Raw genomic sequence first — 23,696 nt, 5'->3', positions numbered from 1 at the left:
GCCGTTTTTCGTTTGTGCTGACGCGTCGCACTCGAAGTCCTACTTCTTCTTCACCCCCACCCGCTCGATCTCCTTGATCGCCAGCGGCGGGCGGCCGGATTTTTCGGCGATCTCGCGGTCCTGCTCCATGATGAAGCCGCGGGCGGGCTCGTCGCCCTCGAGGCCTCCGAGCAATTCCGCGGGGACGCGCCGGTTGGAGCGTTGGGAGCCGTCCTCATAGACGACGTTGAAGAAGGCAAACTCGCCTTTGGGATTGGTCCCGGGTTTCTTGGCCATGGCGGCTTGTCGTCGATAAGGGCGCCATAGTCAAATGGCTTTGGGGGTTGTCAGCATGGAGCCGCGGCCTGCGGAGGTCTCCGTGCCATCGATCGGCGAAATCTGATTTCAAGAAATGGATGCGCCCGGCGCTTCGTAAGGTCCGTTGCGGCCCTTCCTCAATAAACGGCGGGCCGAAAAGCCCGCCGTTTATTTTGGGTCTTCAGTGTCGCCCGGGGCTGGCGGGGCGACAACCTAGAATAGAATAATATAACTCGCGCCATGCCGTGGCAAGATAAATCGCCGCAGCGTTGGTGTCGCAGTGAGCGCATCAGATATGCGTCGATCGCGATCTCTGGTTTCGATGCGCGCCGAAACAATTGCTTGGACTATAAAATCACTTTGTTCATCTTGTCCGCTCTCGCGATGCAGCGAGAGTTACGCGCTTGTAGCGAGGCGCGTCGGGCTGCACGTGTTCCCGTTTGCGTGCCGACAATGTGATCCGGTGCGGACGAGTTCCATCTTCGCGGTGCACATCTCAATGCGTGCGCCTGCGCTGCGCCAGTTCCTGGACGGCGAGCGGCGATTGGTGTCCGCCGCCGCGCCCGCTATCATCCTCCTTACGTCCCTGCGCCATGATCGCGCTGCCCATCGCGGCGGAACCGAAGGTGATGAGGAACGAAGCGAGCAGCAGAACAAGCGCAACGCCGCCTGCGCGGTCGGCGAGGATCAGCTCGCGCAGATGCCCGGGGTTGAGCCAGAGCAGGCCGCCGACGAGAAGCGCCGCGGCGCAGGCGCCGATCGCGAGGTTGATGGCGAGCAGGCGGAAGAGCGGGATGCGCAGCAGGGCGGGGCGGGTTGGTTTAGGTTGCTGATTGTTGGGCATGGCGGTTCGCCTCATGCTGGCTCAACGCACCACTGACGGCGCCGCGCGAGCATCGATACTATAGCGGTAACTCTCTCATCCGTCATTCCGGGGCACGCGTTAGCGCGAGCCCGGAATCTATTTACCCGCCAACTCTGCTGCGTGATGGATTCCGGGTTCGCCCTTCGGGCGCCCCGGAATGACGAGCGTTGGGCGTTACGGCGCCACCAGCTCCACCCGCCGGTTCAGCGCGCGGCCGGCGTCCGTCGCGTTCGAGCCGACTGGCGCGAGCAGGCCGACGCCGGCGGTGCGCAGTCTCGCCTGCGCGATGCGGAAGCTCTTCGCGAGTTCGGCGGCGACCGCTTCGGCGCGGCGTTTCGACAGGTCGAGATTGTACTCGTAGGCGCCCTGGCTGTCGGTGTGGCCGACGATGAAGACGTTGAGCTGCGGCTGGCTGGTCAGGAGCTTTGCGATCTGCTCCAGCGTCGGGCGGCTCTCCGGCTTCAGCACGGCCTTGTCGGTGTCGAAATAGATGCCGTAGAGCGCGATGTGGCCGGTCTCGCCCAGGCCCTTCGCCATCGCGGCGGCATCGACCATCTTGTTCGCGATGGCGCCGAGCTCGGCGACGGTGACCTGCGCATAGATATCCTGGTTGTTCTGACTGACGATGACGCTGGCATAGGTCTCGCGCCCGCCTTCGCTCTTGCGGCCGGCAAAGTAGCGGTAGTTGAAGCCGTCGACCCACATCTGCGGGATCGGCAGCGTGTCGATGTTTTCCGTGAAGGGAATGGCGCCGCAGGCGTCGGTGTCGCAGGCGAGCAGGGTCTCGAAGCCGGCTTTCGCGAGCTGCGTCTCGAAATTGCGCGACACTTCCAGGATCGAGGGACCAGGATTGGTGCGATAGGCGATGCGGACAACGCGGCCCTCGAGCCGCCGCGCATCGGTCGGCTGGCCGTCCTTGAAGGCGGCCGCCTGCATCCGCGCGGCGTCAAAATCCTTCACCACATAGCCGGTGATGACGCTGCCGGCGAACCGGCCGATGCCGGGATAGTCGCGGCTGCCGGCGACATCGCGCGTCTGCGCGGTCGCGGTGGTGACGGCGAGAAGGCAGAGCAGGGCGGCAAGGACGAGCGATCCGGGGATGTTTCGCGGCGCGGGCATCGGCACTCTCTATCGGTTGAGGAGGGGGCGCAGACGTTAGTCGCCTGCACCATACCGCCGGTTCTCACCGGCGGCCCATTCCCTTGCCGATTGTCCGGAAAGCCGCCGCCCGTTTCAAGCCGCCGGTGCAATCCGGCTGCCGGCCTCGGGCGCCTGCGCCGCCTGCTGGCGTTCCATCATGGTCTGCCACAGCGTTGCGATGCTGGTCTGGGTCTGCGGCGCGATCAGGCAATGGCCCTCATTGTCGAAGCCGCAGAACCGCACCGATGGGTCTTTCCTCACCTCGGTCAGTGCCTGGTTCAGCATCTCCAGGCAGGTCATGACCTGGCCGACGTCCTGCAGGCGGGTGTGATGCAGGATGTCCATCAGGCGGAACGTCATCACTGCGGGCTGGCCGATGCTTATGCCGGGACGGCCGAGCTCGAACAGCACGTTCACGGCGGGAAACACGCCGCGGACATGCTCAAGCACGCCGGCCATGTCCTCCACGCTGCAGGCGACGAGATGGGCGGCCTGCGGCGGCGCGGCCGCAGGCGTCCGCGGTGCAAGGCCGAGCGAGGTGATCACCTCCTGCTCGATCCATTGCCGCACCAAGGCGGGCGCATTGCGGATCTGCTCGGCGGTCAAGGTAATTCCGGTCATAGGCTAGTCTCCTGGGAGGCTCTCGTGTTTCGCTCAATCTAGAAAGCGGGGCGTGAGACACGTTGATGCGGATCAAGCGCGCCGCTTTGACGGTTGCCGCTTTCCCGGGCATGATCGCGCGCTGCTTCGCACTGGGATTTTGGGGGATCGCTCGACATGCTGAGATACGCTCTGGCCGCCGCTTGCTTCGTTGGTCTGGCCGGCGGCCCGGCCCAGGCCGCGCGCTGCGGCGGCGACTTCAACGGCTTCGTCGCCGGCATGGCCTCGGAAGCGCAAGGAGCCGGCGTCTCGGCGAGCGTGACCAGTGCGGCGTTCAGCGGCATCACCCAGGACGGCGCCGTGCTCGCCTTCGACCGGCGCCAGCGCTACACCTTCAACAAGAGCTTTGAGCAGTATGTTTCGACCCGCGTCGGGCCGGGCCGCATCAATGGCGGCAAGGCGCTGTTGCAGCGTCACGCCGCGCTGCTCTCGCGCATCGAGCAGCAGTTCGGCGTACCCCGCTATATCCTGGTTGCGATCTGGGGGCTGGAGAGCGATTTTGGCAAGGGCGACATCGGCAAGCTGCCGGTGATCCGCACGCTGGCGACGCTCGCGCATGACTGCCGCCGCACCGATCTGTTCCAGGGCGAGCTGCTCGCCGCCCTCAAGATCGTGCAGCGCGGCGACCTGCCGCTGCGCGACCTGATCGGCGCCTATGCCGGCGAGATCGGCCAAACCCAGTTCCTGCCGTCGTCCTACATCAAGTACGGCGTCGATTTCGACGGCGACGGTCACGTGGACCTGCGCCACAGCGTGCCCGACGTGCTCGCCTCGACCGCGAACCTGCTCCACACCAGCGGCTTCAAGATGGGCCAGCCCTACGGCGAAGGCACCGCCAATTTCGAGGCGATGCGGGAGTGGAACAGGGCGGTGATCTATCGCAAGACGATCGGCTATTTTGCCGATCGGCTGGCGGGGCAATGAGGGTGGGAGACGGCTGCGAGGGCACTCCCCATCGTCGTCCTGGCGAAAGCCAGGACCCATTACCTCAGGGAGTAATTGTTACGACGGCTCTCAGTCACTTGCATTGGCTGAGTAACTGCCCGCCTTCGCCAAACTGAGTTCGGTGGCTATGGGTCCTGGCTTTCGCCAGGACGACAACGGTGGGTGCGGAGGGCGGCGTCGCATCACACTCACTTCTTCCCCTTCGCCATCTTCTCCAGCCTCCGCTGCAACGGCGCCCAGTACGTCCCCGGGCGGAAGCGCTGCAGCAGGTCCATGAAGCGGGCGTCGTTGCCGATCAGGATGCGGGGCTCGTTCCTCTCGATGCCCTTGATGATGCGCAGAGCGGCGTCCTTTGGTGTGGTCTTTGCCGCGTTCTCGAACCGCTCGATCATTTGCGAGCGGCGGGCATTGTCGGTGACGCCGACCCCGGTGCGCGAGCTCCGCGCGATCGCGGTGGCGACGCCGCCGGGATGCACGACCGACAGCTTCACCGGGCTTCCGGCGACCGCGAGCTCGTGCCGCACGCTCTCGGAAAAACCGCGCACGGCGAATTTGGCCGCGGCATAGGCCGATTGTCCCGGCGGGGCGATGATGCCGAAAACCGACGAGACGTTGACGATATGCGCCGCTTCCATCGTCTTCAGGTGCGGCAGAAAGGCGCGTGTGCCGTGCACCACGCCCCAGAAATTGATGTCGAACAGCCACTCCATCTGCGCCTGGTTGATCTCCTCGAAGGTGCCCAGCAGCGCCACGCCGGCATTGTTGACGAGGATGCCGAGCGACGGATGCGCCGCTGTTGCTTCGCTTGCGAACTGCGCGATGTCGCCGGGCTCGCTGACGTCGACGCGATGCACGGTGACCTTACGTGCCTTCTCGCTTCCTTCGCCGATCTCGGCGGCGAGCGCCTTCAGCCCGGCCTCGTCGCGATCGGCGAGCGCAAGGTCGCAGCCGCGCTGGGCGAGTTCGATGGCGAGTGCGCGGCCAATGCCGCTTGCAGCTCCCGTGATGGCGGCGGCGCCGCGAATCGCAGTCATGGATCCCCCCCTCAAGCTCCGATTTTGGAACTATGATTTACATTTTTTCAGAATGGAACCGAACCGTATTCGAGTTGGCTCCTTAACGTAAGTTACTTGGACGAAGACAGGCAGCATTGGGAGTCGCCGATGGGACAATCGAGACCATTTCCTGCAACGGCACTCGTCGTTGAAGACGACCCCATGCAGAGGGAAATGCTCAGTCTCCTGCTGGAAGAGAGCGGCTATCAGGTCATCCAGTGCGAGAGCGCCGAAGCGGCCGAGCGCGTGCTCGAGAAGAGCGCAGGCGCGCTCTGCCTGATGGTGACCGACGTGCAGCTTGCCGGCCGCATGAACGGCGTCGAGCTCGCCCATGTCGCCAAGGGACGCAATCCCAAGCTCGACGTCGTCGTCACCTCCGGCCGCCCCTTGAACCAACCCTTGCCCGACGGCGCCAAATTCTGGGCCAAGCCCTGGGCGCCGCTCGACGTGCTGCGCGAGGCCGAGATCGCGCAGGTGGTCTGACCGGGGCAGAACCGCTTTGTTTGTAGGGCTGGCCAGTTCTCACCTCGTCATCCTGAGGTGCAAGCCGCGCGGCGCAAAGCGTCGTGTGGCGAGCCTCGGATGAACGGCCGAGATGCAGCCGGGCCATCACCCTTCGAGGCTCGCCGAAGAGGCGAGCACTTCAGGGTGACGGTGTTGGAATTGCCTTGTCTGTAGGGCTGGCCTGTTCGCACCCCGTCATCCTGACGGCTGATCCCGGGGGCGCCGCTTTCTTGCCGTGAGGCGGGGTGGTAGGGTCTGCTCATGACCTGGTCCTTCCTGCTCACCTCGCTGATCGTCGTCGCCTCGCCCGGCACCGGCGTGCTTTACACGCTGGCCGCGGCATTGACGCGCGGCTCCCGCGCCAGCCTGGCTGCCGCCTTCGGCTGCACGCTCGGGATCGTGCCGCACATGGTTGCCGCCATGCTGGGACTTGCCGCCGTGCTCCACACCAGCGCGCTCGCCTTCGCCGCGCTGAAATGGTGCGGCGTTCTCTATCTGCTTTACATGTCCTGGCAGGCGCTACGTGAGCGGGGTGCGCTGGCGGTGGAGGGCGAGATCAAGGAGCGGTCGAGCGGCCGGGTCATCGTCACCGGCTTCCTGATCAACATCCTCAATCCAAAACTGTCGATCTTCTTCCTCGCCTTCCTGCCGCAGTTCATCGCGGCGGACGAGGCCCATGTGCTGGCGCGAATGCTGGAATTGAGCGGCGCCTTCATGGCGATGACGTTTGCGGTGTTCGTCGTCTACGGCCTCTGCGCCGCATCCGTGCGCGAGCGCGTCATCTCCCGCCCAGCGGTGATGACCTGGCTGCGCCGCAGCTTTGCGGCGGGATTTGCCGCACTCGGCGCCAAGCTCGCGTTTGCCGAGCGGTAGCTTCTCCAGCCAATAAAAAAGCGGGCCTCGCGCCCGCCATCTTCAAACTCTCTTAGCCTTACCCGACGCCCGGGCGGAGCGGGCTCCACCCGGGCAAAGAACATGCTGGCTACTTCTTCTTCGCGGCCTTCTTGGCCTTCTTCTTTGTCGCCTTCTTCGCCTTCTTCGCTTTCTTAGCCATAGTATCCTCTCAAGGGTTAATGGTGGAACGCGACACGAGGGATGCTCGGCGGAGGGCCAGCCTCGCAACATCCTCGACGACAAACTCAGCAGATTCGCAGGTCTCTGCCCCGCGCCGTCATATCTGTGTCATCACGTTATCCACAGCTCAGATGCGTTTTCGGGTGATTTTTGCCCGCGAATCCGCTCCGCGGCGGATCGCGATACGACCGCACGAGGCCGATGGCGACATGCCTAACGATCCGACAATCCGCGCGCCGTTCACGAATCCAAAACCAAAGGCGCGCTTTGAAGGATCGCAGTGAGACTCCGTTAAGTGCAACCCGCGCATTGTTCCCCGCAAGAAAACGGGGATGGGTTATGGACGGACGGCTACCAGTAATGGGGGGCGGGGCGCTGCGCTTGCCGCACGCGCCATGCTGAACGTACCGACACTCTGGACGGTCTTCGTCGTCAACTTCCTGGCGCTCGGCCTGATCTGGGCCTACGTGACGCGTTCCTATCCGAAATTCGCGGCCGCACGGTTCTGGATGGCATCGGCCTTCGTCGGCGCGGCCGGCGCGATGGCGGCGCTGATCCGTCTGTTCGTCGCCTCTCCCGTGCCGCTTCTCATCGGGGCCACCGGTATCATTGCGGCGAGCTGCTTTGCCGCCATGGGCATTCAGCGCTTCTTCGACCGGCCGGTCTCCTGGCGCGTTATGGCTGCGACGGGGATCATCAGCATCGGCAGTGTCGTCTTCTTCATGGTCGGCTTCGAGCACATGCAGCTGCGCATGCTCAGCTACACGATCGGCCAGGCCCTGCCGCTGGTGCTGTCGCTGCGTCTGTTGCTGTTGCCGCCTGAAGGGCACGTCAATCCTGGCGCCCGTCTGGCCGGCATCGTCATCATCACCATCATTGCGATCTTCCTTGCCCGTGCGGTGGGCAATCTGCTCGGCCACGATTTCTCGGCGGTCGCCGGCGGTCAGACCCATGCCGTCATGGTGCTGGGGCTTCTGTTCCTGTCGATGACGCTCAATTTCGGCTTCCTCCTGATGGCGATGGACCGGCTGCGTGGCGAGGTCGCCGACCTCGCGCTGCTCGACGATCTCACCGGCGTCGCCAACCGGCGCCATCTGTTGCAGCGACTGTCCGAGGAATGCGCCCGTTCGGAGCGCAGCGGCGAGCCGTTCTCGCTGCTGGTGATCGATCTCGACGGCTTCAAGACCATCAACGACACCCATGGCCATGCCGCGGGCGATGCCTGCCTCCAGCACTTCACCCTGATGGCGCAGACGCGGCTGCGGCCCGGCGACATGCTCGCCCGCACCGGCGGTGACGAGTTCTGCGTCGTGCTGCCGTCCTCTTCCTTGCGCGAGGCGGCCGCAATCGCCCGCCGTGTGCTCGAGGTCTGCCGTCGGGACGCTGCGGCCTGCAACGGCAACGACATCCCGATCGCGATCTCGATCGGCGCGGCGCAATGGGATCCCGGCATCGGCCAATTCCCGGACCGCCTGATCGCGCATGCCGATCACGCCCTCTATGCCGCCAAGAAGAACGGCAAGAACGATTTTGCCGTCTACGATCCGGCACCGCCGCTCTCGCCCGAGCCGAACGGCATGGGCGAAGCCGCGCACAATTTCGCCTGACAGCGTGCTAGGCTCGGGTCCGCATTGGACCTTTAATGATGATGTCTCGCCTGCTCGCGGCCATTCTCGCCGCCCTCCTGATCGCACCCGCCGCCGCCGCAACCGACGCTGAACTCGCAAAGCTCGCGCGCGCCTCCGGCACGCCCGATATTCCCGGCCTGAAGATCGTCTGGCTGGCGCCGTGGGGCGACGTCCGCAGCGCCCATTCCTGGCGCAACATCATCGTGCACCAGACCGAGGGGCCGGCGGGCTCGGCCCGCGGCGGCGCGGCGGAGCAGTCGAAGAACCCGACGCGGCGCGGCGTCACGGTCTGGGTCGAGACCGACGGCACGGTCTATTGGGCGGTCGCGGAAAACCTGGTGCCGACCCATGGCGACGGCGCCAACCGCAACGACAACAAGTACATCGACAACAGACCGACCTATCGCCAGGTGGTGCGCGACAATTCGATCGGCGTCGAGTTCGCCGGCAATTATCCCGATGTTGCGGCCGGTCCCACCGAGGCGCAGGTCGCGGCGTGGAAGATCCTCGTCCAGGTGCTGCGTGCGCGCTACGACATCCCGCTCGACCGCGTCTATGCGCACAATTGGATCGACTACAAGGACGCGCGCTATTGCGAAGGCTGCTGGCTCGCGATGCTGGCGAGGACATGGGGGGAGTAGCTCGCGTGTCATTCCGGGGCCGCGCCCCGGAATGACGGGAGAGGCTACACCGGCTGTGCCATCCAGCCGAACAGCCGCCGGATCAAACCCGGCCGCTGCGGCAATTCCGGCGGCTCGTCCGCTGCGAGCACGCGTTTGAAGAAGTAGTCCAGGAACACCATGTCGTTCGGCTCGGTGACGGTGAATGTCTCGTCGCCGAAGTACACACTGTAGTTAAAGAAGAATGGACCCATGATCGGGATCGTCGCGGTCGAGGCGTAGTCCTTGGAGATCACGAACTCCGCGGGATCGAGCCCGTGCTCCCGCATCGCCTGCTCGACCAGCGGCAGCTTGCGCATGAACTGGGCGGAGAAGCCTCCGACGGTGGATTGCAAAATGATCGACACGGCGCGTGTCCGTTCTCTGGATGTGGCCCGTCAAGAGTGTGTCGGGCGACCCGTCACGGGCGTTCAAGGTGCCTCGCCGGCATCGCTGCGAAATATGCCGCAGCTCACACCCAACAAAAAAGCCGGCGTTGCCGCCGGCTTTTCCGTCTCTTTCGATCCGCCAATCTCTGGCGCCAGCGAAGCCTTGCTTAATGCGCGGCTTCCAGCGCGGCCTGTTCTGCTCTTGCGATCGTGCCCTTGACCGCGGACTGCACCTTCTCGAAGGCGCGGACCTCGATCTGGCGGACGCGCTCGCGCGAGACGCCGAACTCGGCAGCAAGGTCTTCCAGCGTCATCGGCTCATCGGCGAGGCGGCGGGCCTCGAAGATGCGGCGTTCGCGCGGGTTGAGCACGCCCATGGCGCCGTTCAGCGCGTCACGGCGGTGATCATACTCCTCGTGCTCCGCCATCATGGCTTCCTGGTTGGGCGTATTGTCGACCAGCCAGTCCTGCCATTCGCCGGCTTCGCCGTCGTCGCGGATCGGCGCGTTGAGCGACGCGTCGCCACCGAGGCGGCGGTTCATGTCGATCACGTCCTGGTCCGTCACGCCCAGCCGCTTGGCAATGGTCGCAACCTGGTCGGGGCGGAGATCGCCCTCGTCCAGCGCGTTGATCTTGCTCTTCGCCTTGCGCAGGTTGAAGAACAGCTTCTTCTGGTTCGCGGTGGTGCCCATCTTCACGAGCGACCAGGAACGCAGGATGTACTCTTGAATTGACGCCTTGATCCACCACATCGCGTAGGTGGCGAGACGGAACCCCTTCTCGGGTTCGAAACGCTTCACCGCCTGCATCAGGCCGACATTGCCTTCCGAGACGACCTCGGAGATCGGCAGGCCGTAGCCGCGATAGCCCATGGCGATCTTGGCCACGAGGCGGAGATGGCTGGTGACGAGTTGGTGCGCCGCGTCGCGATCGTCATGCTCCCGCCAGCGCTTGGCGAGCATGTATTCCTGCTGGGGTTCCAGCATCGGGAACTTGCGGATCTCGGCGAGGTAGCGAGAAAGGCCGGATTCTCCATTGAGGACCGGCAGAGCAGCGGTACGGGCCATAGTTGAGCCCTCCAAAGGTTCAGGCCCCCGATAGCGGCGGGCCAGGCAGACGACCGCTGTGTTAAAGCCGGCCGTAGCTGCGATGTTCCGCGTTGGTCATTTCCAACGCAGGCGCAATATACCCCATGGGGGGTCAAAAAGGGAAGGATTGCTGACGTCACGTCCCCGTGTGGCAGCTATAACTTTTTGTAATGTAACGCTTTTCCTAACGAGCCTGCGTCATAGCGCCGCTTTCAGGGCGCTCCTGAGGAGAAGCAAATCCTCCGGCAGCGGCGCCTCCCAGTGGAGTAATTCTCCCGTCCTCGGGTGCTCCAATACCAGCAGATAGGCATGCAGGGCCTGCCGCCCGAGCGCCGCTAAAGCGGCCTGCGACTCTGGCGCCAGCTGGTTCGCCTTTGTCTTGAAGTGTGGGCCATAGACCGCATCGCCCATCAGCGGATGGCCGATATGGGCGAGGTGGACCCGGATCTGGTGCGTGCGCCCGGTCTCGAGCTCGCAGGCGAGCAGCGCCGCGATCGGCTTGCCGTCGCGCCCCGGAAAACTCTCCAGGATTTCCCAATGCGTCACTGCCTCGCGGCCGCCCTGGCGCACCGCCATCTTCTCCCGCGCATACGGATGGCGGTCGATCGGCGCATCGACGGTGCCGCGATGCCGGCCCGGCACCCCCCAGGCGAAGGCCATATAGCCGCGCCGCATCGCCCCGGTGCGGCCGTGGTCGGCGAACTGTGCCGACAGCGAGGCGTGGGCGAGGTCGTTCTTGGCGACCACCATCAGTCCCGTCGTGTCCTTGTCCAGCCGGTGCACGATGCCGGGCCGGCGTACCCCGCCGATCCCCGACAGCGTCGAGCCGCAATGGGCGATCAGCGCGTTCACCAGCGTCCCGGTCTCGTGTCCGGCCGCGGGGTGCACGACCAGGCCCTTGGGCTTGTTGATGACGATGATGTCGTCGTCCTCGAACACGATATCGAGGGCGATCTCTTCGCCCTTCGGCTCGGCGGGCGCGGCCTCCGGCACGTCGATTATGATCGTATCGCCGTGACTGACGTGATAAGCGGGGTCGCGGACGGCGGAGGCCTTCAGGCTCACCGCCCCCGCCAGGATCAGGGCTTTAAGCCTCGATCGCGACAGGTCCGGCAGGCGCGCCGCCAGCACGCGGTCGAGCCGGGCCGAGCCCTCGTCGCCGGCGACGACAACCTCCAACCTTTGCGCAGAGCCTGAGTTTTCCATGACGACGTCTGATACCGCTGTTCCCGAACCGACCCCCGAGCAGGCCGCGCTGTTCGCGCGGGTGCGGCGGATGATGCTGATCGCGGGGCTGACCACGGCGCTGGCGATCTGCGCCGTTCTGATCGCGGTGGGCTACCGCCTTTTCAAGTCGGAGGGAAGGGCGCCCGAGATCGCGGGCGACGTCACCGCCACCCTGCCGAAGGGCGCCAGGATCGTCTCGACCGGGGTCGCCGGCGATCGCCTCGTGATCACGCTGGATGTCGGCGGGGTCACCGAGATCCGCACCTTCGACGCCCACACCCTGAAGCCGGCGGGAAAGCTCAAATTTGCCAACGAGCCGTAGCGCCGCCCCGGTTCGGGACCTGCTCAACCAGGCCATAGCCGGCAACAGCGGCGAGCAGATCCGCTCGACGTCGCCGTCCAAATCCGCATTTTCGGGCTCTGGCCTGTTCCGCCTGGAGCCGGCCGCCGGCGCCGCCGCGATCGAGAAATTGAAGAAGCCCTGAGTGTTCCCGGCCATGTGACGGGAGCGCGTGCGGCCGGGCGGTCCTTCGCGCCGTTAAGCCTGAGCCGCATTCGCCGTGCATATCCGCCGATTTCGCCCCCGATCGAGGCTTGCCGCCGGCAAAATTCGCGGCTATGTCCTGTCCCTCACGCTCCCTTCGTCTAGCGGTTAGGACGCGGCCCTCTCAAGGCTGAAACAGGGGTTCGATTCCCCTAGGGAGCGCCAAATCCACGATATTTCCCGACATTGTACGATGGCACTCCGGTTCGGGAGCGCCATGTTGCGCGATAGCTGATTGATCGCGCCGGCTGCATCAGCCGTGCTTGGCGCCTTGCGCCGTTTCGAAATGCCATATTGCGCCGCGGTCCTAGCGACGCAGCTTCGAGCACTTGCGTCGCCCGCCTCGAGGCGTCATCCCGACCACGAATCAAGCGGCGGGCGTCCCTGATTTCGACTATGATCAGGCGATGACGATCGGGATTACAGGACCCGAGCGGAAGGCACCAAGGCAAAGTGCCGTGGTCGGGCTGATTATTGCGGCCCTCGTCATTGCGATTGTCCTGACCCTGCTCGCGCTCGCCAGCGACTTCCTGGTCGACTGGCTTTGGTTTTCCGTGATCGGTTATCGCGAGGTTTTCTGGACAACAATCGGCGCCAAGGCCGTCGTCTTTCTTGCGGTCTGGACGGCAACTGCCGTCATCCTGTTGTTGAACGGATGGCTCGCACTGCACTTCGCCCGACGGCGGTCGACACAGCTTGCCGCCGCTTCCGTGTGGAGCGCCGCGGGCAACGCGCCGCCAGATCTGCTTGCGCTTGTGCGCGACCGACTGCGGTGGCCGCGGTTGATCGCAGCTGGTGCGGCTTCGCTCGCTCTGCTTGTCGCGGCGGCCGAAGCCGGCAACTGGGGCGTCTTCCTGCAGTTTGTCTATCAGGCGCCGTATGGGGCAGACGATCCGCTCTACAACAACGACATCGGCTTCTATCTCTTCTCGCTGCCCGCCTATATCCTCATCAAGAATTGGATGATGCTCGCGCTCGCGCTGAGCGCGCTGTTTGCCGCGGCGATCTACTTGGTGCACGGCGAGATCGAATACGACATTCATCGCCGATCAATGTCGTCGACGGTGATTGCCCACGGCTCGGCGCTGCTCGGTCTTCTGTTTGCGGTGAAGGCCTGGTCCTTTGGTCTCGATCGCTACCTGCTGCTCTATGGCGATAACGGCGTGGTTGTCGGTGCAAGTTACACCGATGTCCATGTGGGGCTGCCGGCCTTGTGGCTGATGATCGGACTTTCGGGCATCGCGGCGCTCGCCGCGTGGGCAAACGTGCGCGTGCGCACCTACCGGCTTCCTGCCGCCGCGTTCCTGCTTGTCGCGATCGGGTCTTTCGTGCTGTCCGGCTTGGTTCCCGTGCTGTTCCGGCAGTTCTTCGTCAGGCCAAGCGAACTGGAGCTGGAAAGGCCCTATATCGAACGCAACATCGCGCTCACCCGGCAGGCCTACAATCTCGATCAGATCGCGGCCAAGCCGTTCGCCGCCGAACAGAAGCTCAGCTTCAAGACGCTCGATGCCAACAAGGCGACCATCGACAATATCAGGCTGTGGGATTGGCAGCCCCTGTCGGACACCTACGCGCAGCTGCAGGAGATCCGCACCTACTACAAATTCCATCACCTTGACGTCGATCGCTACTGGCTCAATGGCTCCTACCAAAGCGTCATGATCTCGGCCCGCGAACTGCGACCTTCCTTGCTGCCGCCGAATGCCCAGACATGGGTCAACCACCACGTGCTGTTTACTCACGGCACCGGCGCAGTGATGAGCCCGGTCACTCGCAAGAGCAGCGAAGGGCTGCCATTCCTCTATTTGCGCGACATACCTCCTGTCGCGGACGGAGGCCCGCAGATCCGTGAACCGCGCATCTACTACGGCGAAGAGCACGACAGCTACGTCATCGTCAAAGGGAGCACGCCTGAGTTCGACTACCCGAAGGGCAAAGACAATGTCTACGCAGCCTATGACGGGACGGGCGGCGTTCCGATAGGAGCGGCGGTATGGAGAGGCCTGTTCGCTTACTACTTCAACGACCCGAACCTGCTGCTCTCAAGCTACATCACGGCGGACAGCCGGATCATGATCCGCCGCAACATCGGGGAAAGGGTGCGAACGATCGCTCCGTTCCTCAGGCTCGATCACGATCCTTATCTGGTCATCAGCAATGGGCGGATGTTCTGGATGCAGGACGCCTACACGGTGAGTTCCTACTTCCCTTCCGCGCAGCCGGCGCAAGATCAGGATCTCAACTACATTCGCAATTCAGTGAAGGTCATCGTCGATGCCTATAACGGCACCGTCGACTTTTATCTGATGGACACCGGCGATCCGGTTGCCGCAACCTGGCGGCGCATCTTTCCGAACCTGTTCAAGCCATTCTCGGTCATGCCGGCGGATCTGCAGAGGCACATCCGCTATCCGGAGGATCTATTCCTGATTCAGGCGCAGCTCTATCAGAGCTATCACATGGAGGCCGCCGACGTTTTCTACAACCGCGAGGATCTCTGGCAGTTCCCGCGCCAGCCGGGCGGCGGCGGCGTTGCAACGATGGCCCCATATTACATCATCATGCGGCTGCCCGGTGAGTCGCAGGCTGAGTTCTTCCTCATGCTTCCCATGGTGCCGAGCCGCCGCGACAACATGATCGCCTGGCTCGCCGCACGCTGCGATGCGCCCGACTACGGCAAGCTGATTGTCTACGAATTTCCCAAGGAGAAGCTCGTCTACGGGCCGTTCCAGATCGAAGCGCGGATCAACCAGAGTACCGAGATATCGCAACAGATCACGCTGTGGAATCAGATGGGCTCGCGGGTGATACGCGGCGCGAACCTGCTTGTGATCCCGATCGAGAACTCGATCCTCTATGTCACGCCGCTCTATTTGCGAGCGGAGCACGGGCACCTGCCGGAGCTGAAACGCGTGATCGCAGCCTATGGCGAGCATGTGGTGATGAAGGAGACGCTCGATGAGGCCTTGTCGGCTCTGTTCACCGAGCCTGGCGCGGTGCGGCCGGTCTCGAGCACGATGGAGGAAATGCCCGTCACACGCCCATCGGCAAGTCAGGCACGGGAGGCGCTCGACCGCTACAATCAGGCCGTTGAACGATTGAGGTCCGGCGACTGGAAAGGCTTTGGCACGCAGTTCGACGCCATGCGCGAGCTCCTGGAGGACATGAACCGACACTCCGCCGACCGCTAGGGCCTCGACTTTTCAGTTTAGCCCGTTCACGCCGACGCAAAGTCAAGCGCTTCGGGCCGCTGCTCTCGCGCCGCGCGATGGTTGCATGACAAACGCCTGACTCCGGCCCAGCTCGACGTCTGGCGATCGCGAGAGCAACTCGGGCGTCAATTCAATGATGCGCCGAAACACTCCTGACGGTCTCGGTCAGCAGATCATTTGAGGCGGAGCGGCTGAGATCGCCCAGGCTGATGATGCCGACCATCCGCTTGCTCTTGTTGATCACGGGCAGCCTGCGGACCTGCAGTTTCTCCATATGATGCATCGCCTTTGCGAGGTCGTCGTCCTCCCGGCAGCAATGAATACCCTCAGTCATCACATCGCGGGCCGTTGCGCGGCGAGCATCAAAGGTGTGGCTCGCGAGCCCTTTGCAGACGATATCGCGGTCGGTCACCATCCCGACCAGCTTGTCGTCCTCGCCAATCGGAATGCAGCCGATGTCATGCGCCCGCATCAATTTGGCAATCTCGGCGATGGGGGTGTCGGGGCTGACCCAGTCGACACCCTTGTGCATCACGTCTTTGACTTTCATGGCGAGCCTCCGTTGTTGCAGCAGCGCCCCCATTCGTTTGAACTGTACAACCGATCGGGTGCGAGGTCACAGGAGAAAGCATCATTACTTCGCGATCTGACCAGACAAGCGCCGACGCTGTCGCCGTCGCTTTCCTGAACAGTTTGACGGCGACGTCGCGGCCGAGGTTCCCGCCCAAGATTGGGCAGTGCGCAAATCCTCAGTCGTGCGCGCTGAAGCGCCCGTGCAGTGCGTTGGCCGTCAGGCGTGCAAACTGCGCGTGACCCATATGAAGCAGCGTCTCGTGGTCGCCGGCTTCCATATAGATGTCGGGCTGCGCCTCGATGCTGTCGTCGACGATAGTATCCAGCCCGTAGCACTTGCCGACGGCGGGAACTGCACCGTGCGCACAATCGCGGAACAGCTCACCGATCTCGGTTTCTTGTGCCATGTGGACATTTCCGCCGAGTATCGTCTTCAGTTCCGACGGGCGGAGGTGATGCGATGCGGGCAAGATGGCCAGCATATATTCGCCGTCGCGCCGCAGCACGACGCCCTTGGCGAGGCGATCGCCCGGGATATGGCATGCCTCGGCCGTGCGAGTGGACGTCATGCTGAGCTCGTGCGGGACCACTTCGTATTGGATGTTCTCAGCGGCGAGGTACTTCTGGAGTGTGGGAGCAATGGCCATGATGTGACCTCCGGCGCAAAATGCACGCCATCCACCGTGAGGTCTCTCCCCTGCAGACTCTCGCCGTACGATGGGCGGCTGCTTGGTTGGAGACTCAACATAGGCCTTCAATCCGCAAGCTGCAATTCGTTGTCGTTGACCAATCTGACGCACGGTCGGCAGTCGGAAGCGCGCGCGTTGCGCTTGTTTTCCCGAACGGGCTCGGGATCACATGAGGCAAGACCGTATAAATTACATAGCAATTTCAATTATATGAGAGTTCGCGGGTTTGTTCGCTCGACAACTGATTGATCGCGCAGGCATCGGCCGAGTTTGCGCACCTTGCGCCAGTCAACTCAGTTGCCGGACTTTGGCGCGGCCTTCATCCGCTCCCGCAGACGCTGGAACGTCACGTAGAGCGTCGGGACGAGAAAGATGCCGATTGAGCTTGCCGCGAGCATGCCCGCAAATACGGCTGTCCCGACCGCCCTGCGGCTGAGCTCCGCAGCGCCGGTTGCAATCACGAGCGGCAGGAGGCCAAGGATGAAGGCGACCGAAGTCATCATGACCGCGCGAAAGCGCATATGCGCGCCCTGGATCGCGGCGTCGTTGAGCGCCACGCCCGCTTCGCGTTGCTCCTTGGCAAATTCGACGATCAGAATGCCGTTCTTGGCGGCGAGCGCGATCAGGACCACGAGCCCGATCTGGCCGTAGAGGTCGAGATTGAGGCGGGCGAGCTTGATGCCGACATAGGACCCGAGCACGCCGACGACGACCGATAGCAGCACCGGGATCGGGATCACCGTGCTCTCATAGAGCGCCACCAGGAATAGGTAGGCGAACAGCACCGCAAGCATGAGCACGATGCCGGTCTGGCCAGCGGCCTGCTGCTCCTGATAGGCGGTGCCGGTCCACGCGAAACTGTAGCCCGCAGGCAGCACGGTGTTGGAGATTTCTGCCATTGCGACCATCGCGGTTCCTGAGGAGACGCCCGGCGCCGGGCTGCCGTTCACCGTCACCGAGCGATAATTGTTGTAGCGGGTGATGACCTGAGGCCCGGTCACGATCCTGATCCCGGCGAGCGACCTGATCGGCACCATCTGGCCGGCGCCGTTGCGCAGATAGATCCGCCAGATGTCCGAAATATCGGCGCGATCGAACGCTTCGCCCTGAACGTTGACCTGCCAGGTGCGGCCGAACAGGTTGAAGTTGTTGACATAGATGCCGCCGAGCGTCGCCTGCAAGGCCGTGAAGATGTCGCTGACCGTCACGCCGAGCGCCTGCGCCTTGCGGCGGTCGATGTCGAGATGGATGGATGGATTGGTCGCAGTGAAGGTCGAAAAGACACGCGCAAGCCGTGGATCGGCATTGGCTGCACCGATCAGCGCCCCGGTGACGCTGGAGATCGCGGCCGGAGTCTGTCCTTCCAGCGCCTGAAGCTGGTATTCGAACCCGCCTCCGGTGGAGAGCCCAATGATCGGCGGCAGATTGAACGGCAACACGTTGGCCTGTCGAATCTGTGCGCCGGCTGCGAAGGTTTGCCGGATCAGCGCCTGCGCGGAATCGGCTGCCGCCTTGCGATCGGAAAACGGCTTCAGACGCGTGACCACCAATGCGCTGTTCGGTTCGGACGCGCCGTCGAGCAGGGAAAAGCCCACGATGGCAAGGACGTGATCGACGGCGGGGATCTGCTTCAGGAGATCCTCGATCTGTTGGGTGACTTCGCTGGTTCGCGCCACCGATGCGCCGTCTGGCAGTTGCACCGAGGTGAAGAAGGCGCCCTGGTCTTCCTCGGGGAGGAAACCTGTTGGCGTGGTCAGCGACATGCCGAAGATGCCGGCGGCAACGACGGCGACGAACGGCAGCGAGAGACCCGCCACGCGCACCAGGCGGCGGACGCCGCCGCTGTAGCGGTCGCGCAGCCAGTCGATGAAGCCGAGGACGCGTCCCATGATGCCGCGCCTGGGCCCGGTGTGGCGCAGGAACAGCGCGCACAAGGCGGGCGACAGCGTCAGCGCATTCAACGCCGAGATCATCATCGCGGCGCTGATCGTCACCGCAAACTGGCGAAACAGCGTTCCGGAAATGCCGGGAATGAATGCGATCGGTACGAAGACCGAGAGCAGCACCAGGGTGATCGCGATGATCGGCGCGGTGATCTGGGTCATGGCCTTCTTGCTGGCCTCGGCGGGGGAAAGGCCCGGCTCCTCCTCCATCACCCGCTCGACGTTCTCGACGACGACGATGGCGTCGTCCACCACGATGCCGATGGCGAGCACCATGGCCAGCAGGGATACCGTGTTGGCCGAATAGCCCAGCACCAGCAGGACGGCGAACGTGCCGACCAGGCTCACCGGAACGGCAACGGCCGGGATCACCGTGGCCCGCAGATTGCCGAGGAAGAGGTACACCACGATCACGACCAGGACGAAGGCCTCGCCCAGCGTCCGCAAGACCTCCGTGATCGTGTCGCGCACGAAGCTCGTGGAATCGTATTGCACGAGATAGCTCAGGCCGGTGGGAAAACGCAGCGACAGCCGCTGCATCGTCGCCGCCACGGCCTGTGCGGTGCTCATCGCATTGGCACCCGGCGCCAGATAGATCGCGACCGGCACGGCCGCGCGGCCGTCGATCCGCGCTTCGCTGTCGAGATTTTGCGCGCCCATCTCGACACGGGCAACGTCCTTCACGAGCAGCGACGAGCCGTCCGGGTTGGCGCGCAGCACGATATTGGCGAATTGGTCGACGGTGGCGAGCCTGCCCAGGGTCTGCACATTGAACTGGAGCTGCTGGTCGTCGCTGATCGGACGTGCACCGATGCGCCCCACAGGCGCCTGGACGCTTTGCGTGCGGATCGCGGCAATGACGTCCGATGGCGTGAGATCGAGGCTGGTGAGTCGCTGCGTATCGAACCAGATCCGCATCGAGTAGTTCATCTTGGCGAACAGGTTCGCCTGGCCGACGCCGGGCGTGCTGGCGATCGCATCGAGCACGTTGATGATCGCGTAGTTGGTGATGAACAGCGGATCCTGCTGGCCATTGGCACTATAGAGCACGAGGAATTGCAGGATCGACGAGGACCGCTTGTGCACCGTCACCCCCTGCTGCTGCACTTCGGTCGGTAGTTGCGACAGTGCGCTCTGCACGCGGTTGTTGACGTTGACGGTATTGATGTCGGGGTTGGTGCCGAGCGCGAACGAGACCGTCAGTGTGTAGCTGCCGTCATTGGCGCTGGTCGATTTCATGTAGAGCGCGCGGTCGACGCCGATGATTTGCGCCTCCAGGGGTTGGGCGACGCTGCTCTCGACCACCTCGGCGGATGCGCCAGGGAAGGTGCCGGAGACCGTGACCTGCGGCGGCACGATGTCCGGAAATTGCGCTACCGGAATCTGCATCAACGCCAGCGCGCCGGCGATGGTGATGATGAAGGCGATCACCATCGAAAGCCGCGGGCGATCGATGAAAACGGCGGATATCATGGTTTGCGGTCCAGCGGGCGGGTGCTGCCGGAGGCGCCGTGATCCGCTTGCGGAGCCGGGGCGTCCGCGGCGGGCTTCATGCTCGACAGGATCAGCGGACTTGCCGGTCCCGGCGAAACGGTCTGGCCGGGACGAACTCGCTGCAAGCCTTCCGCGATGACCTTGTCGCCGGCCGCAAGTCCGGCGATCACGGCGGCGATGGTCGTAGTCGATTGTCCGAGCTGGATGCGGCGCTGCTCGGCCTTGTTGTCGGCGCCGACAGCCAGCACATAGTCGCCCTGCTGATCGGAGAGCACGGCGGAGCGCGGGATTGCCAGCACGTCGACCGGCTGGACGCCCTCCAGCACGACGGTGACGAACTCGCCGTCAGTCAGCTCGTGAACGGTGACGCCAGCCGCCGAAGAAGCCCGCAGGATTGGATTGCCGATCTCCCCGCGTACGATGATGGTATCGGTGCTCTGGGCGATGGTGTTGTCGACGAAATTCAGCTTGCCGGAGTGGCCGTACATGCGGCCATCGGGCAGTCGCAGCTTGATCACCACCGCGTCCAGGCCGCCTTGTGGTCCGTATCGTTCCCGCAGCTCGAGCCCCTGGCGGAGTGGCACCGGGAAGGTGACATACATCGGGTCCTGGCTGACGATGGTGGTCAGCACGCCCGAGCTCGGACCGACGACGTTGCCTTCGGTCACCGCCGTGCGTCCGATCTTGCCGGCAATCGGCGCGTTGATCTTCGTGTAACCGAGATTGATCTGGGAGGCTTGGACCTGGGCTTGCGCGGCCTGCACCTGGGCTTCGAGGCTCAGCTGGTTGGCGATCGCTGCGTCGTAGATGGACTGTTGCCCGGCGGGACCTCCGAGCAGGGTCCGCGCGCGTTCGGTCGTCAATTTGGCGTTTTCGAGCGTTGCCTGGAGCTGCGCGACCTGCGCCTGTTTCGATGCAAGATCCGCTTCGAAGGGACCACGCTCGAGCCGGTAGAGCTCGTCGCCTTCCTTGATCTCGGCGCCCTCGTCGAACAGGCGCTTGTCCAGAAATGCCGTCACGCGCGCGACGACGCTGACCCGATTGATCGCCTCGATCCGTCCAAGAAATTCGCTGGTCTCGGTGATCGGCCGCCTGGTCGCTTCCACGACGCCGACCGCAGGGGCTCCGGCCGCGGCAGGTTGTGTCCGGGCGGTCCCACCGGCGATGAACGTCAGGAGAGTTGCCGCCAGCAGCCTGATCGAGACGCCAGCAAGGTTCATTGTCCGCTCCTTGCTCCAGACCTAAGAGCCGGGCCGGGTCGGTGCTTCACCAGCGCCTCGTTACTTCCGCCGTATCCGATCGCTGCGCGCGGGCTCGTCATAACCCTTGCGACGGCTATAGAACATCAGCGCGATCAGGCCGCAGCCGAACACCAGCATCAGGACGACGGCCCCTCCGAGGATGATGTTGCGGTAGAGCGGCATCGATGGAGTTGCCTGCCATACCGACACGCAGAAGGCGGCTGCCACCACGAGAAGAGCTATCAGAGCGGCCCACAGGAGCCATTGATTCACGTGGCGCACGATCGCCTCCATCGCCTTCGTGGCAAATCTGCTCCCGGCGGATTGCGCAAGTTAAGAGGGCGGTCCTAGCGCCACCGCCATCCGCAACGACGACGGCCGCGATGCCACCAGCAAACCCATCGGCGCCGGCGCGGCGGTGGGCGGCCCCAGCCCGGACCAGGTCCCCAACCGGGACCGGCTGGGGGTCCCCACCACTGAGCTTGCGTCAGGAGGTCCGACGGCTCGCTGGCCTGGCCAAGATCGTGGGCAATCGGCATCGCTTCCGCAGTCTCAATCAGACGAACTCCGACAGCGCCGATCGCCGCGGCAGCAACGGCATTCTGAGCAAAGCCAAGGAAAGCTCGACGGGTGGGAGCGTCCATCATCATCTTCTCCATCGTTACGCAGTTCGCCGCACGGACTGAAGCGCATAAAGCAGCCACGCCAGGCCGTGCGAGATCAGGTCGACGCCAAGCAGGAATCCGAGGGCCCAGACGCTGATGGTCGGAAAGCTGAACAGGATCAGCACGCCCGCGAGCAGTCCGAAGATGCCGGAGATCAGCATCATCCATCCGTTCTGTCGCCAATGGGCGAAGCTCAGCACGCATCGAATGACGCCCGAGGCGAGCAGCACCGCGCCGAGGAAATAGGTGAGGATCAGGGCACCGGAAGCCGGCTGGGTGAGCAGCACAAGCCCGAAGGCGAGATAGAGAGCGCCGAGAAGGATCTGCCACAGGAAGCCGCCCCATCCCTTGGTCCAGAAGGCATGCATGATCTCGAATGCGCCGGCCGCGATAGCCGTCAGCCCGATCAGCTTGACGCTGATGATCGTCGCGAAAACCACGTCGCTGAGAGCCGCGATGCCGGCGGCGATCATCACGATGCCGAGGAGAGCGCAGACCCACAGCGGAGGCGAGCCCAGAACCCCGATGTCCGACCGGCTGTCATAGACTGTCATGCCATCCTCCTGATCCGCGCGATGATCGGCACGCTTGGGATGGTAGCTTCGAGCCCGCGCCGTCGACATCCGACGAAACCCTGAGCGACGGGGTGGGAATGTTCTCGTGAGCCCACCGGAATCCGGCGATCGCGCGCGGGATCGCGGTTGCGAGCTAGCGGCTGCCGCGCGGACCCAGCGTCAGATTGGTGACACCAGCCGCGAGATTGATTCCGATCGATCGCTCGATCGACAGCGGCTGCAACATCACGCTCCTGCGCGAGCCGCCGATCAGGACGTTGGCGCCGAGACCGGGGCCGAATGCCAAGCTGCCGCTCGCGCCGACATAGTTGCCGCGCAGGGTGGCGGAGCCGATCCGCGAGTTCTTGGCGAGCACGGCCCACGACAGGCTGCCTGCACTGGTCACGCCGAGATCGAGGCCAACGCGCCGGATCCGTCCCTCATAGATGAACTGCCTCGGCGGGTTTCTCGCAAAGAATGTGCAGCGCAGTGACTGCACCGATCCGAGCACAAGCCCGACGCGCGGGTTGCTCAAGCAGAGGAGCCGGCCGACCCTGAACGTTTCGGCGCGCGCGGGCAGGTTGGCGATGCATAGCAGCGCGGATGTGGCGAAGACTGCAACAGGCCGTGTCTTTCGCATTCAAGCCTCCACTTGGCTGTTGGTGTCGGAGGGCGCAATCCTCGGTCGGCTGTCCTGGCGGAGCCAGAAGGTGATGCCGAGGCCGATCAGCAGCACCGCGCCCAGCAGGAAGAAGAAGACGGACTGCTTCAGCCAGGAGATTGCCGAGACGGCCACGCCCATCGCGAGGCCCAGGAACGAGATTTGCAGCGACAACAGGCTGACGCCGGCAAGGAACGTGCCGAGTGCGAGCAGCGTCAGCAGGACGAGGCCGGTTGCCGGTGTCGGAAGCAACTGCTGGACGCCCGAGATCAGTATGATGTTCATTGTGATCAGGACGGCAATCCAATGCAGCGCCTGGGTCCAGATCAATCGGAGCTGGGCCTCTTTGCCCTGGGCCTCCGGCCATTTGGTAACGACGCAGACGACGCAGATGGCAAGCGCCAGGAATTCCCAGTAGCCGACGAGAGGCTGGTGGGAGACGTTGGTATAGGCGACGCCTGCGATAGCGAGCACCAGCGCCACGACATAAGGAAGCTGCTGCCACAGGAAATGAGCCATTCCGGGACGAGGCGAGGGAGGCTCCGTACCCACGTTCCGTTGTACATCGATCTTGCTCATGGGCTATCCA

The 23,696-nt window shown here is 64.0% G+C and carries 25 protein-coding genes and 1 tRNA gene; 10 read left to right on the top strand and 16 right to left on the bottom strand.

Annotation, left to right across the window (positions count from 1 at the left end):
* Window positions 1-39: 39 nt before the first annotated feature.
* The 4 genes from EI171_RS37975 to EI171_RS37960 all read right to left on the bottom strand — a co-directional run bounded on the left by EI171_RS37975 (window position 40) and on the right by EI171_RS37960 (window position 2,923).
* Window positions 40-276: a hypothetical protein gene (locus EI171_RS37975; protein ID WP_011090083.1), complete on the bottom strand. Its 237-nt coding sequence runs from the start codon at window positions 274-276 to the stop codon at window positions 40-42.
* A gap of 517 nt (window positions 277-793) precedes the next feature.
* Complete coding sequence (locus tag EI171_RS37970; protein WP_028172863.1) at window positions 794-1,141, bottom strand: hypothetical protein; 348 nt, start codon at window positions 1,139-1,141, stop codon at window positions 794-796.
* Window positions 1,142-1,336: 195 nt separating this feature from the next.
* Entirely contained in the window at window positions 1,337-2,281 is a 945-nt protein-coding gene (locus EI171_RS37965) for an OmpA family protein (RefSeq protein ID WP_038965435.1), read from the bottom strand.
* Window positions 2,282-2,395: 114 nt separating this feature from the next.
* A complete protein-coding gene (locus EI171_RS37960; protein ID WP_011090080.1) occupies window positions 2,396-2,923 on the bottom strand; it encodes a hypothetical protein in 528 nt (175 codons plus the stop codon).
* A 156-nt stretch (window positions 2,924-3,079) separates the two neighbouring features.
* Between EI171_RS37960 and EI171_RS37955 the strand changes: the two genes are divergently transcribed.
* Entirely contained in the window at window positions 3,080-3,886 is an 807-nt protein-coding gene (locus tag EI171_RS37955; RefSeq protein WP_011090079.1) for a lytic murein transglycosylase, read from the top strand.
* 209 nt (window positions 3,887-4,095) lie between these two features.
* Here the strand turns inward: EI171_RS37955 and EI171_RS37950 are convergent, their stop codons facing one another.
* Window positions 4,096-4,941, bottom strand: coding sequence for an SDR family oxidoreductase (locus tag EI171_RS37950; protein WP_011090078.1), 846 nt, complete (start codon window positions 4,939-4,941; stop codon window positions 4,096-4,098).
* Window positions 4,942-5,070: 129 nt separating this feature from the next.
* Here EI171_RS37950 and EI171_RS37945 point away from each other — a divergent pair, with 129 nt between their 5' ends.
* From EI171_RS37945 to EI171_RS37930, 5 genes are all read left to right on the top strand, one after another.
* Window positions 5,071-5,445, top strand: coding sequence for a response regulator (locus tag EI171_RS37945; RefSeq protein WP_011090077.1), 375 nt, complete (start codon window positions 5,071-5,073; stop codon window positions 5,443-5,445).
* Window positions 5,446-5,727: 282 nt separating this feature from the next.
* Window positions 5,728-6,339 carry a LysE family translocator gene (locus EI171_RS37940; protein WP_011090076.1) on the top strand — a complete coding sequence of 204 codons (612 nt, stop codon included), beginning with the start codon at window positions 5,728-5,730 and terminating at the stop codon, window positions 6,337-6,339.
* Window positions 6,340-6,470: 131 nt separating this feature from the next.
* Window positions 6,471-6,824 carry a hypothetical protein gene (locus tag EI171_RS45270; protein WP_129557519.1) on the top strand — a complete coding sequence of 118 codons (354 nt, stop codon included), beginning with the start codon at window positions 6,471-6,473 and terminating at the stop codon, window positions 6,822-6,824.
* Window positions 6,825-6,935: 111 nt separating this feature from the next.
* The gene (locus EI171_RS37935; protein ID WP_161536314.1) at window positions 6,936-8,147 is read left to right on the top strand and encodes a GGDEF domain-containing protein; all 1,212 of its coding nucleotides are present in this window, start codon (window positions 6,936-6,938) and stop codon (window positions 8,145-8,147) included.
* Between the two features lie 35 nt (window positions 8,148-8,182).
* Window positions 8,183-8,809 carry a peptidoglycan recognition family protein gene (locus EI171_RS37930; protein WP_161536313.1) on the top strand — a complete coding sequence of 209 codons (627 nt, stop codon included), beginning with the start codon at window positions 8,183-8,185 and terminating at the stop codon, window positions 8,807-8,809.
* A 44-nt stretch (window positions 8,810-8,853) separates the two neighbouring features.
* Here EI171_RS37930 and EI171_RS37925 read toward each other — a convergent pair whose 3' ends face one another.
* From EI171_RS37925 to EI171_RS37915, 3 genes are all read right to left on the bottom strand, one after another.
* Complete coding sequence (locus EI171_RS37925) at window positions 8,854-9,195, bottom strand: hypothetical protein (protein WP_161536312.1); 342 nt, start codon at window positions 9,193-9,195, stop codon at window positions 8,854-8,856.
* Between the two features lie 188 nt (window positions 9,196-9,383).
* A complete protein-coding gene (rpoH, locus tag EI171_RS37920; RefSeq protein WP_011090072.1) occupies window positions 9,384-10,283 on the bottom strand; it encodes an RNA polymerase sigma factor RpoH in 900 nt (299 codons plus the stop codon).
* Window positions 10,284-10,502: 219 nt separating this feature from the next.
* A complete protein-coding gene (locus EI171_RS37915; RefSeq protein ID WP_161536311.1) occupies window positions 10,503-11,510 on the bottom strand; it encodes an RluA family pseudouridine synthase in 1,008 nt (335 codons plus the stop codon).
* On the opposite strand from EI171_RS37915, the gene EI171_RS37910 reads away from it, so the two are divergent.
* The 4 genes from EI171_RS37910 to EI171_RS37895 all read left to right on the top strand — a co-directional run bounded on the left by EI171_RS37910 (window position 11,509) and on the right by EI171_RS37895 (window position 15,266).
* On the top strand, window positions 11,509-11,853 hold the full coding sequence (locus tag EI171_RS37910) for a hypothetical protein (RefSeq protein WP_011090070.1): 345 nt from the start codon (window positions 11,509-11,511) through the stop codon (window positions 11,851-11,853). The genes EI171_RS37915 and EI171_RS37910 overlap by 2 nt on opposite strands.
* Window positions 11,837-12,016: a hypothetical protein gene (locus tag EI171_RS37905; RefSeq protein ID WP_028172872.1), complete on the top strand. Its 180-nt coding sequence runs from the start codon at window positions 11,837-11,839 to the stop codon at window positions 12,014-12,016. Before EI171_RS37910 ends, EI171_RS37905 begins: the two co-directional genes overlap by 17 nt.
* A 149-nt stretch (window positions 12,017-12,165) precedes the next feature.
* A tRNA-Glu gene (locus EI171_RS37900) sits at window positions 12,166-12,240 on the top strand.
* A 242-nt stretch (window positions 12,241-12,482) separates the two neighbouring features.
* On the top strand, window positions 12,483-15,266 hold the full coding sequence (locus EI171_RS37895) for a UPF0182 family protein (RefSeq protein WP_202633052.1): 2,784 nt from the start codon (window positions 12,483-12,485) through the stop codon (window positions 15,264-15,266).
* Between the two features lie 151 nt (window positions 15,267-15,417).
* Here EI171_RS37895 and EI171_RS37890 read toward each other — a convergent pair whose 3' ends face one another.
* The 8 genes from EI171_RS37890 to EI171_RS37855 form a co-directional block, all read right to left on the bottom strand.
* The gene (locus EI171_RS37890) at window positions 15,418-15,837 is read right to left on the bottom strand and encodes a CBS domain-containing protein (RefSeq protein WP_028172874.1); all 420 of its coding nucleotides are present in this window, start codon (window positions 15,835-15,837) and stop codon (window positions 15,418-15,420) included.
* A 199-nt stretch (window positions 15,838-16,036) separates the two neighbouring features.
* Window positions 16,037-16,507, bottom strand: a complete 471-nt coding sequence (locus tag EI171_RS37885) for an aminoacyl-tRNA deacylase (protein ID WP_028172875.1) — start codon at window positions 16,505-16,507, stop codon at window positions 16,037-16,039.
* 335 nt (window positions 16,508-16,842) lie between these two features.
* Complete coding sequence (locus EI171_RS37880; RefSeq protein ID WP_161536309.1) at window positions 16,843-19,965, bottom strand: efflux RND transporter permease subunit; 3,123 nt, start codon at window positions 19,963-19,965, stop codon at window positions 16,843-16,845.
* Entirely contained in the window at window positions 19,962-21,206 is a 1,245-nt protein-coding gene (locus tag EI171_RS37875; protein WP_161536308.1) for an efflux RND transporter periplasmic adaptor subunit, read from the bottom strand. The genes EI171_RS37880 and EI171_RS37875 overlap by 4 nt, the downstream gene beginning before the upstream one ends.
* A 60-nt stretch (window positions 21,207-21,266) precedes the next feature.
* Window positions 21,267-21,509, bottom strand: coding sequence for a hypothetical protein (locus tag EI171_RS37870; protein WP_246740350.1), 243 nt, complete (start codon window positions 21,507-21,509; stop codon window positions 21,267-21,269).
* A 379-nt stretch (window positions 21,510-21,888) separates the two neighbouring features.
* Entirely contained in the window at window positions 21,889-22,446 is a 558-nt protein-coding gene (locus EI171_RS37865; RefSeq protein WP_028172879.1) for an HdeD family acid-resistance protein, read from the bottom strand.
* A 154-nt stretch (window positions 22,447-22,600) separates the two neighbouring features.
* Complete coding sequence (locus EI171_RS37860) at window positions 22,601-23,086, bottom strand: DUF992 domain-containing protein (RefSeq protein WP_161536306.1); 486 nt, start codon at window positions 23,084-23,086, stop codon at window positions 22,601-22,603.
* A complete protein-coding gene (locus EI171_RS37855) occupies window positions 23,087-23,686 on the bottom strand; it encodes a hypothetical protein (protein ID WP_161536305.1) in 600 nt (199 codons plus the stop codon).
* Between the last annotated feature and the right edge of the window lie 10 nt (window positions 23,687-23,696).

It is taken from the genome of Bradyrhizobium sp. LCT2, assembly GCF_009931255.1.
In the GTDB taxonomy this organism is placed as follows: domain Bacteria; phylum Pseudomonadota; class Alphaproteobacteria; order Rhizobiales; family Xanthobacteraceae; genus Bradyrhizobium; species Bradyrhizobium diazoefficiens.
Note: the sequence above shows the minus strand (reverse complement) of the source record. Positions and strands in the feature narration are given on the sequence as shown.

Coding starts and splice junctions, on each gene's coding strand:
- EI171_RS37930 (WP_161536313.1), top strand. CDS start 8,183: ATGATGATGTCTCGCCTGCTCGCGGCCATTCTCGCCGCCCTCCTGATC.
- EI171_RS37970 (WP_028172863.1), bottom strand. CDS start 1,141: ATGCCCAACAATCAGCAACCTAAACCAACCCGCCCCGCCCTGCTGCGC.
- EI171_RS37860 (WP_161536306.1), bottom strand. CDS start 23,086: ATGCGAAAGACACGGCCTGTTGCAGTCTTCGCCACATCCGCGCTGCTA.
- EI171_RS37890 (WP_028172874.1), bottom strand. CDS start 15,837: ATGAAAGTCAAAGACGTGATGCACAAGGGTGTCGACTGGGTCAGCCCC.
- EI171_RS37955 (WP_011090079.1), top strand. CDS start 3,080: ATGCTGAGATACGCTCTGGCCGCCGCTTGCTTCGTTGGTCTGGCCGGC.
- EI171_RS37910 (WP_011090070.1), top strand. CDS start 11,509: ATGACGACGTCTGATACCGCTGTTCCCGAACCGACCCCCGAGCAGGCC.
- EI171_RS37940 (WP_011090076.1), top strand. CDS start 5,728: ATGACCTGGTCCTTCCTGCTCACCTCGCTGATCGTCGTCGCCTCGCCC.
- EI171_RS37915 (WP_161536311.1), bottom strand. CDS start 11,510: ATGGAAAACTCAGGCTCTGCGCAAAGGTTGGAGGTTGTCGTCGCCGGC.
- EI171_RS37865 (WP_028172879.1), bottom strand. CDS start 22,446: ATGACAGTCTATGACAGCCGGTCGGACATCGGGGTTCTGGGCTCGCCT.
- EI171_RS37895 (WP_202633052.1), top strand. CDS start 12,483: ATGACGATCGGGATTACAGGACCCGAGCGGAAGGCACCAAGGCAAAGT.
- EI171_RS37875 (WP_161536308.1), bottom strand. CDS start 21,206: ATGAACCTTGCTGGCGTCTCGATCAGGCTGCTGGCGGCAACTCTCCTG.
- EI171_RS37965 (WP_038965435.1), bottom strand. CDS start 2,281: ATGCCCGCGCCGCGAAACATCCCCGGATCGCTCGTCCTTGCCGCCCTG.
- EI171_RS37880 (WP_161536309.1), bottom strand. CDS start 19,965: ATGATATCCGCCGTTTTCATCGATCGCCCGCGGCTTTCGATGGTGATC.
- EI171_RS37855 (WP_161536305.1), bottom strand. CDS start 23,686: ATGAGCAAGATCGATGTACAACGGAACGTGGGTACGGAGCCTCCCTCG.
- EI171_RS37960 (WP_011090080.1), bottom strand. CDS start 2,923: ATGACCGGAATTACCTTGACCGCCGAGCAGATCCGCAATGCGCCCGCC.
- rpoH (WP_011090072.1), bottom strand. CDS start 10,283: ATGGCCCGTACCGCTGCTCTGCCGGTCCTCAATGGAGAATCCGGCCTT.
- EI171_RS37885 (WP_028172875.1), bottom strand. CDS start 16,507: ATGGCCATTGCTCCCACACTCCAGAAGTACCTCGCCGCTGAGAACATC.
- EI171_RS37950 (WP_011090078.1), bottom strand. CDS start 4,941: ATGACTGCGATTCGCGGCGCCGCCGCCATCACGGGAGCTGCAAGCGGC.
- EI171_RS37975 (WP_011090083.1), bottom strand. CDS start 276: ATGGCCAAGAAACCCGGGACCAATCCCAAAGGCGAGTTTGCCTTCTTC.
- EI171_RS37945 (WP_011090077.1), top strand. CDS start 5,071: ATGGGACAATCGAGACCATTTCCTGCAACGGCACTCGTCGTTGAAGAC.
- EI171_RS37935 (WP_161536314.1), top strand. CDS start 6,936: ATGCTGAACGTACCGACACTCTGGACGGTCTTCGTCGTCAACTTCCTG.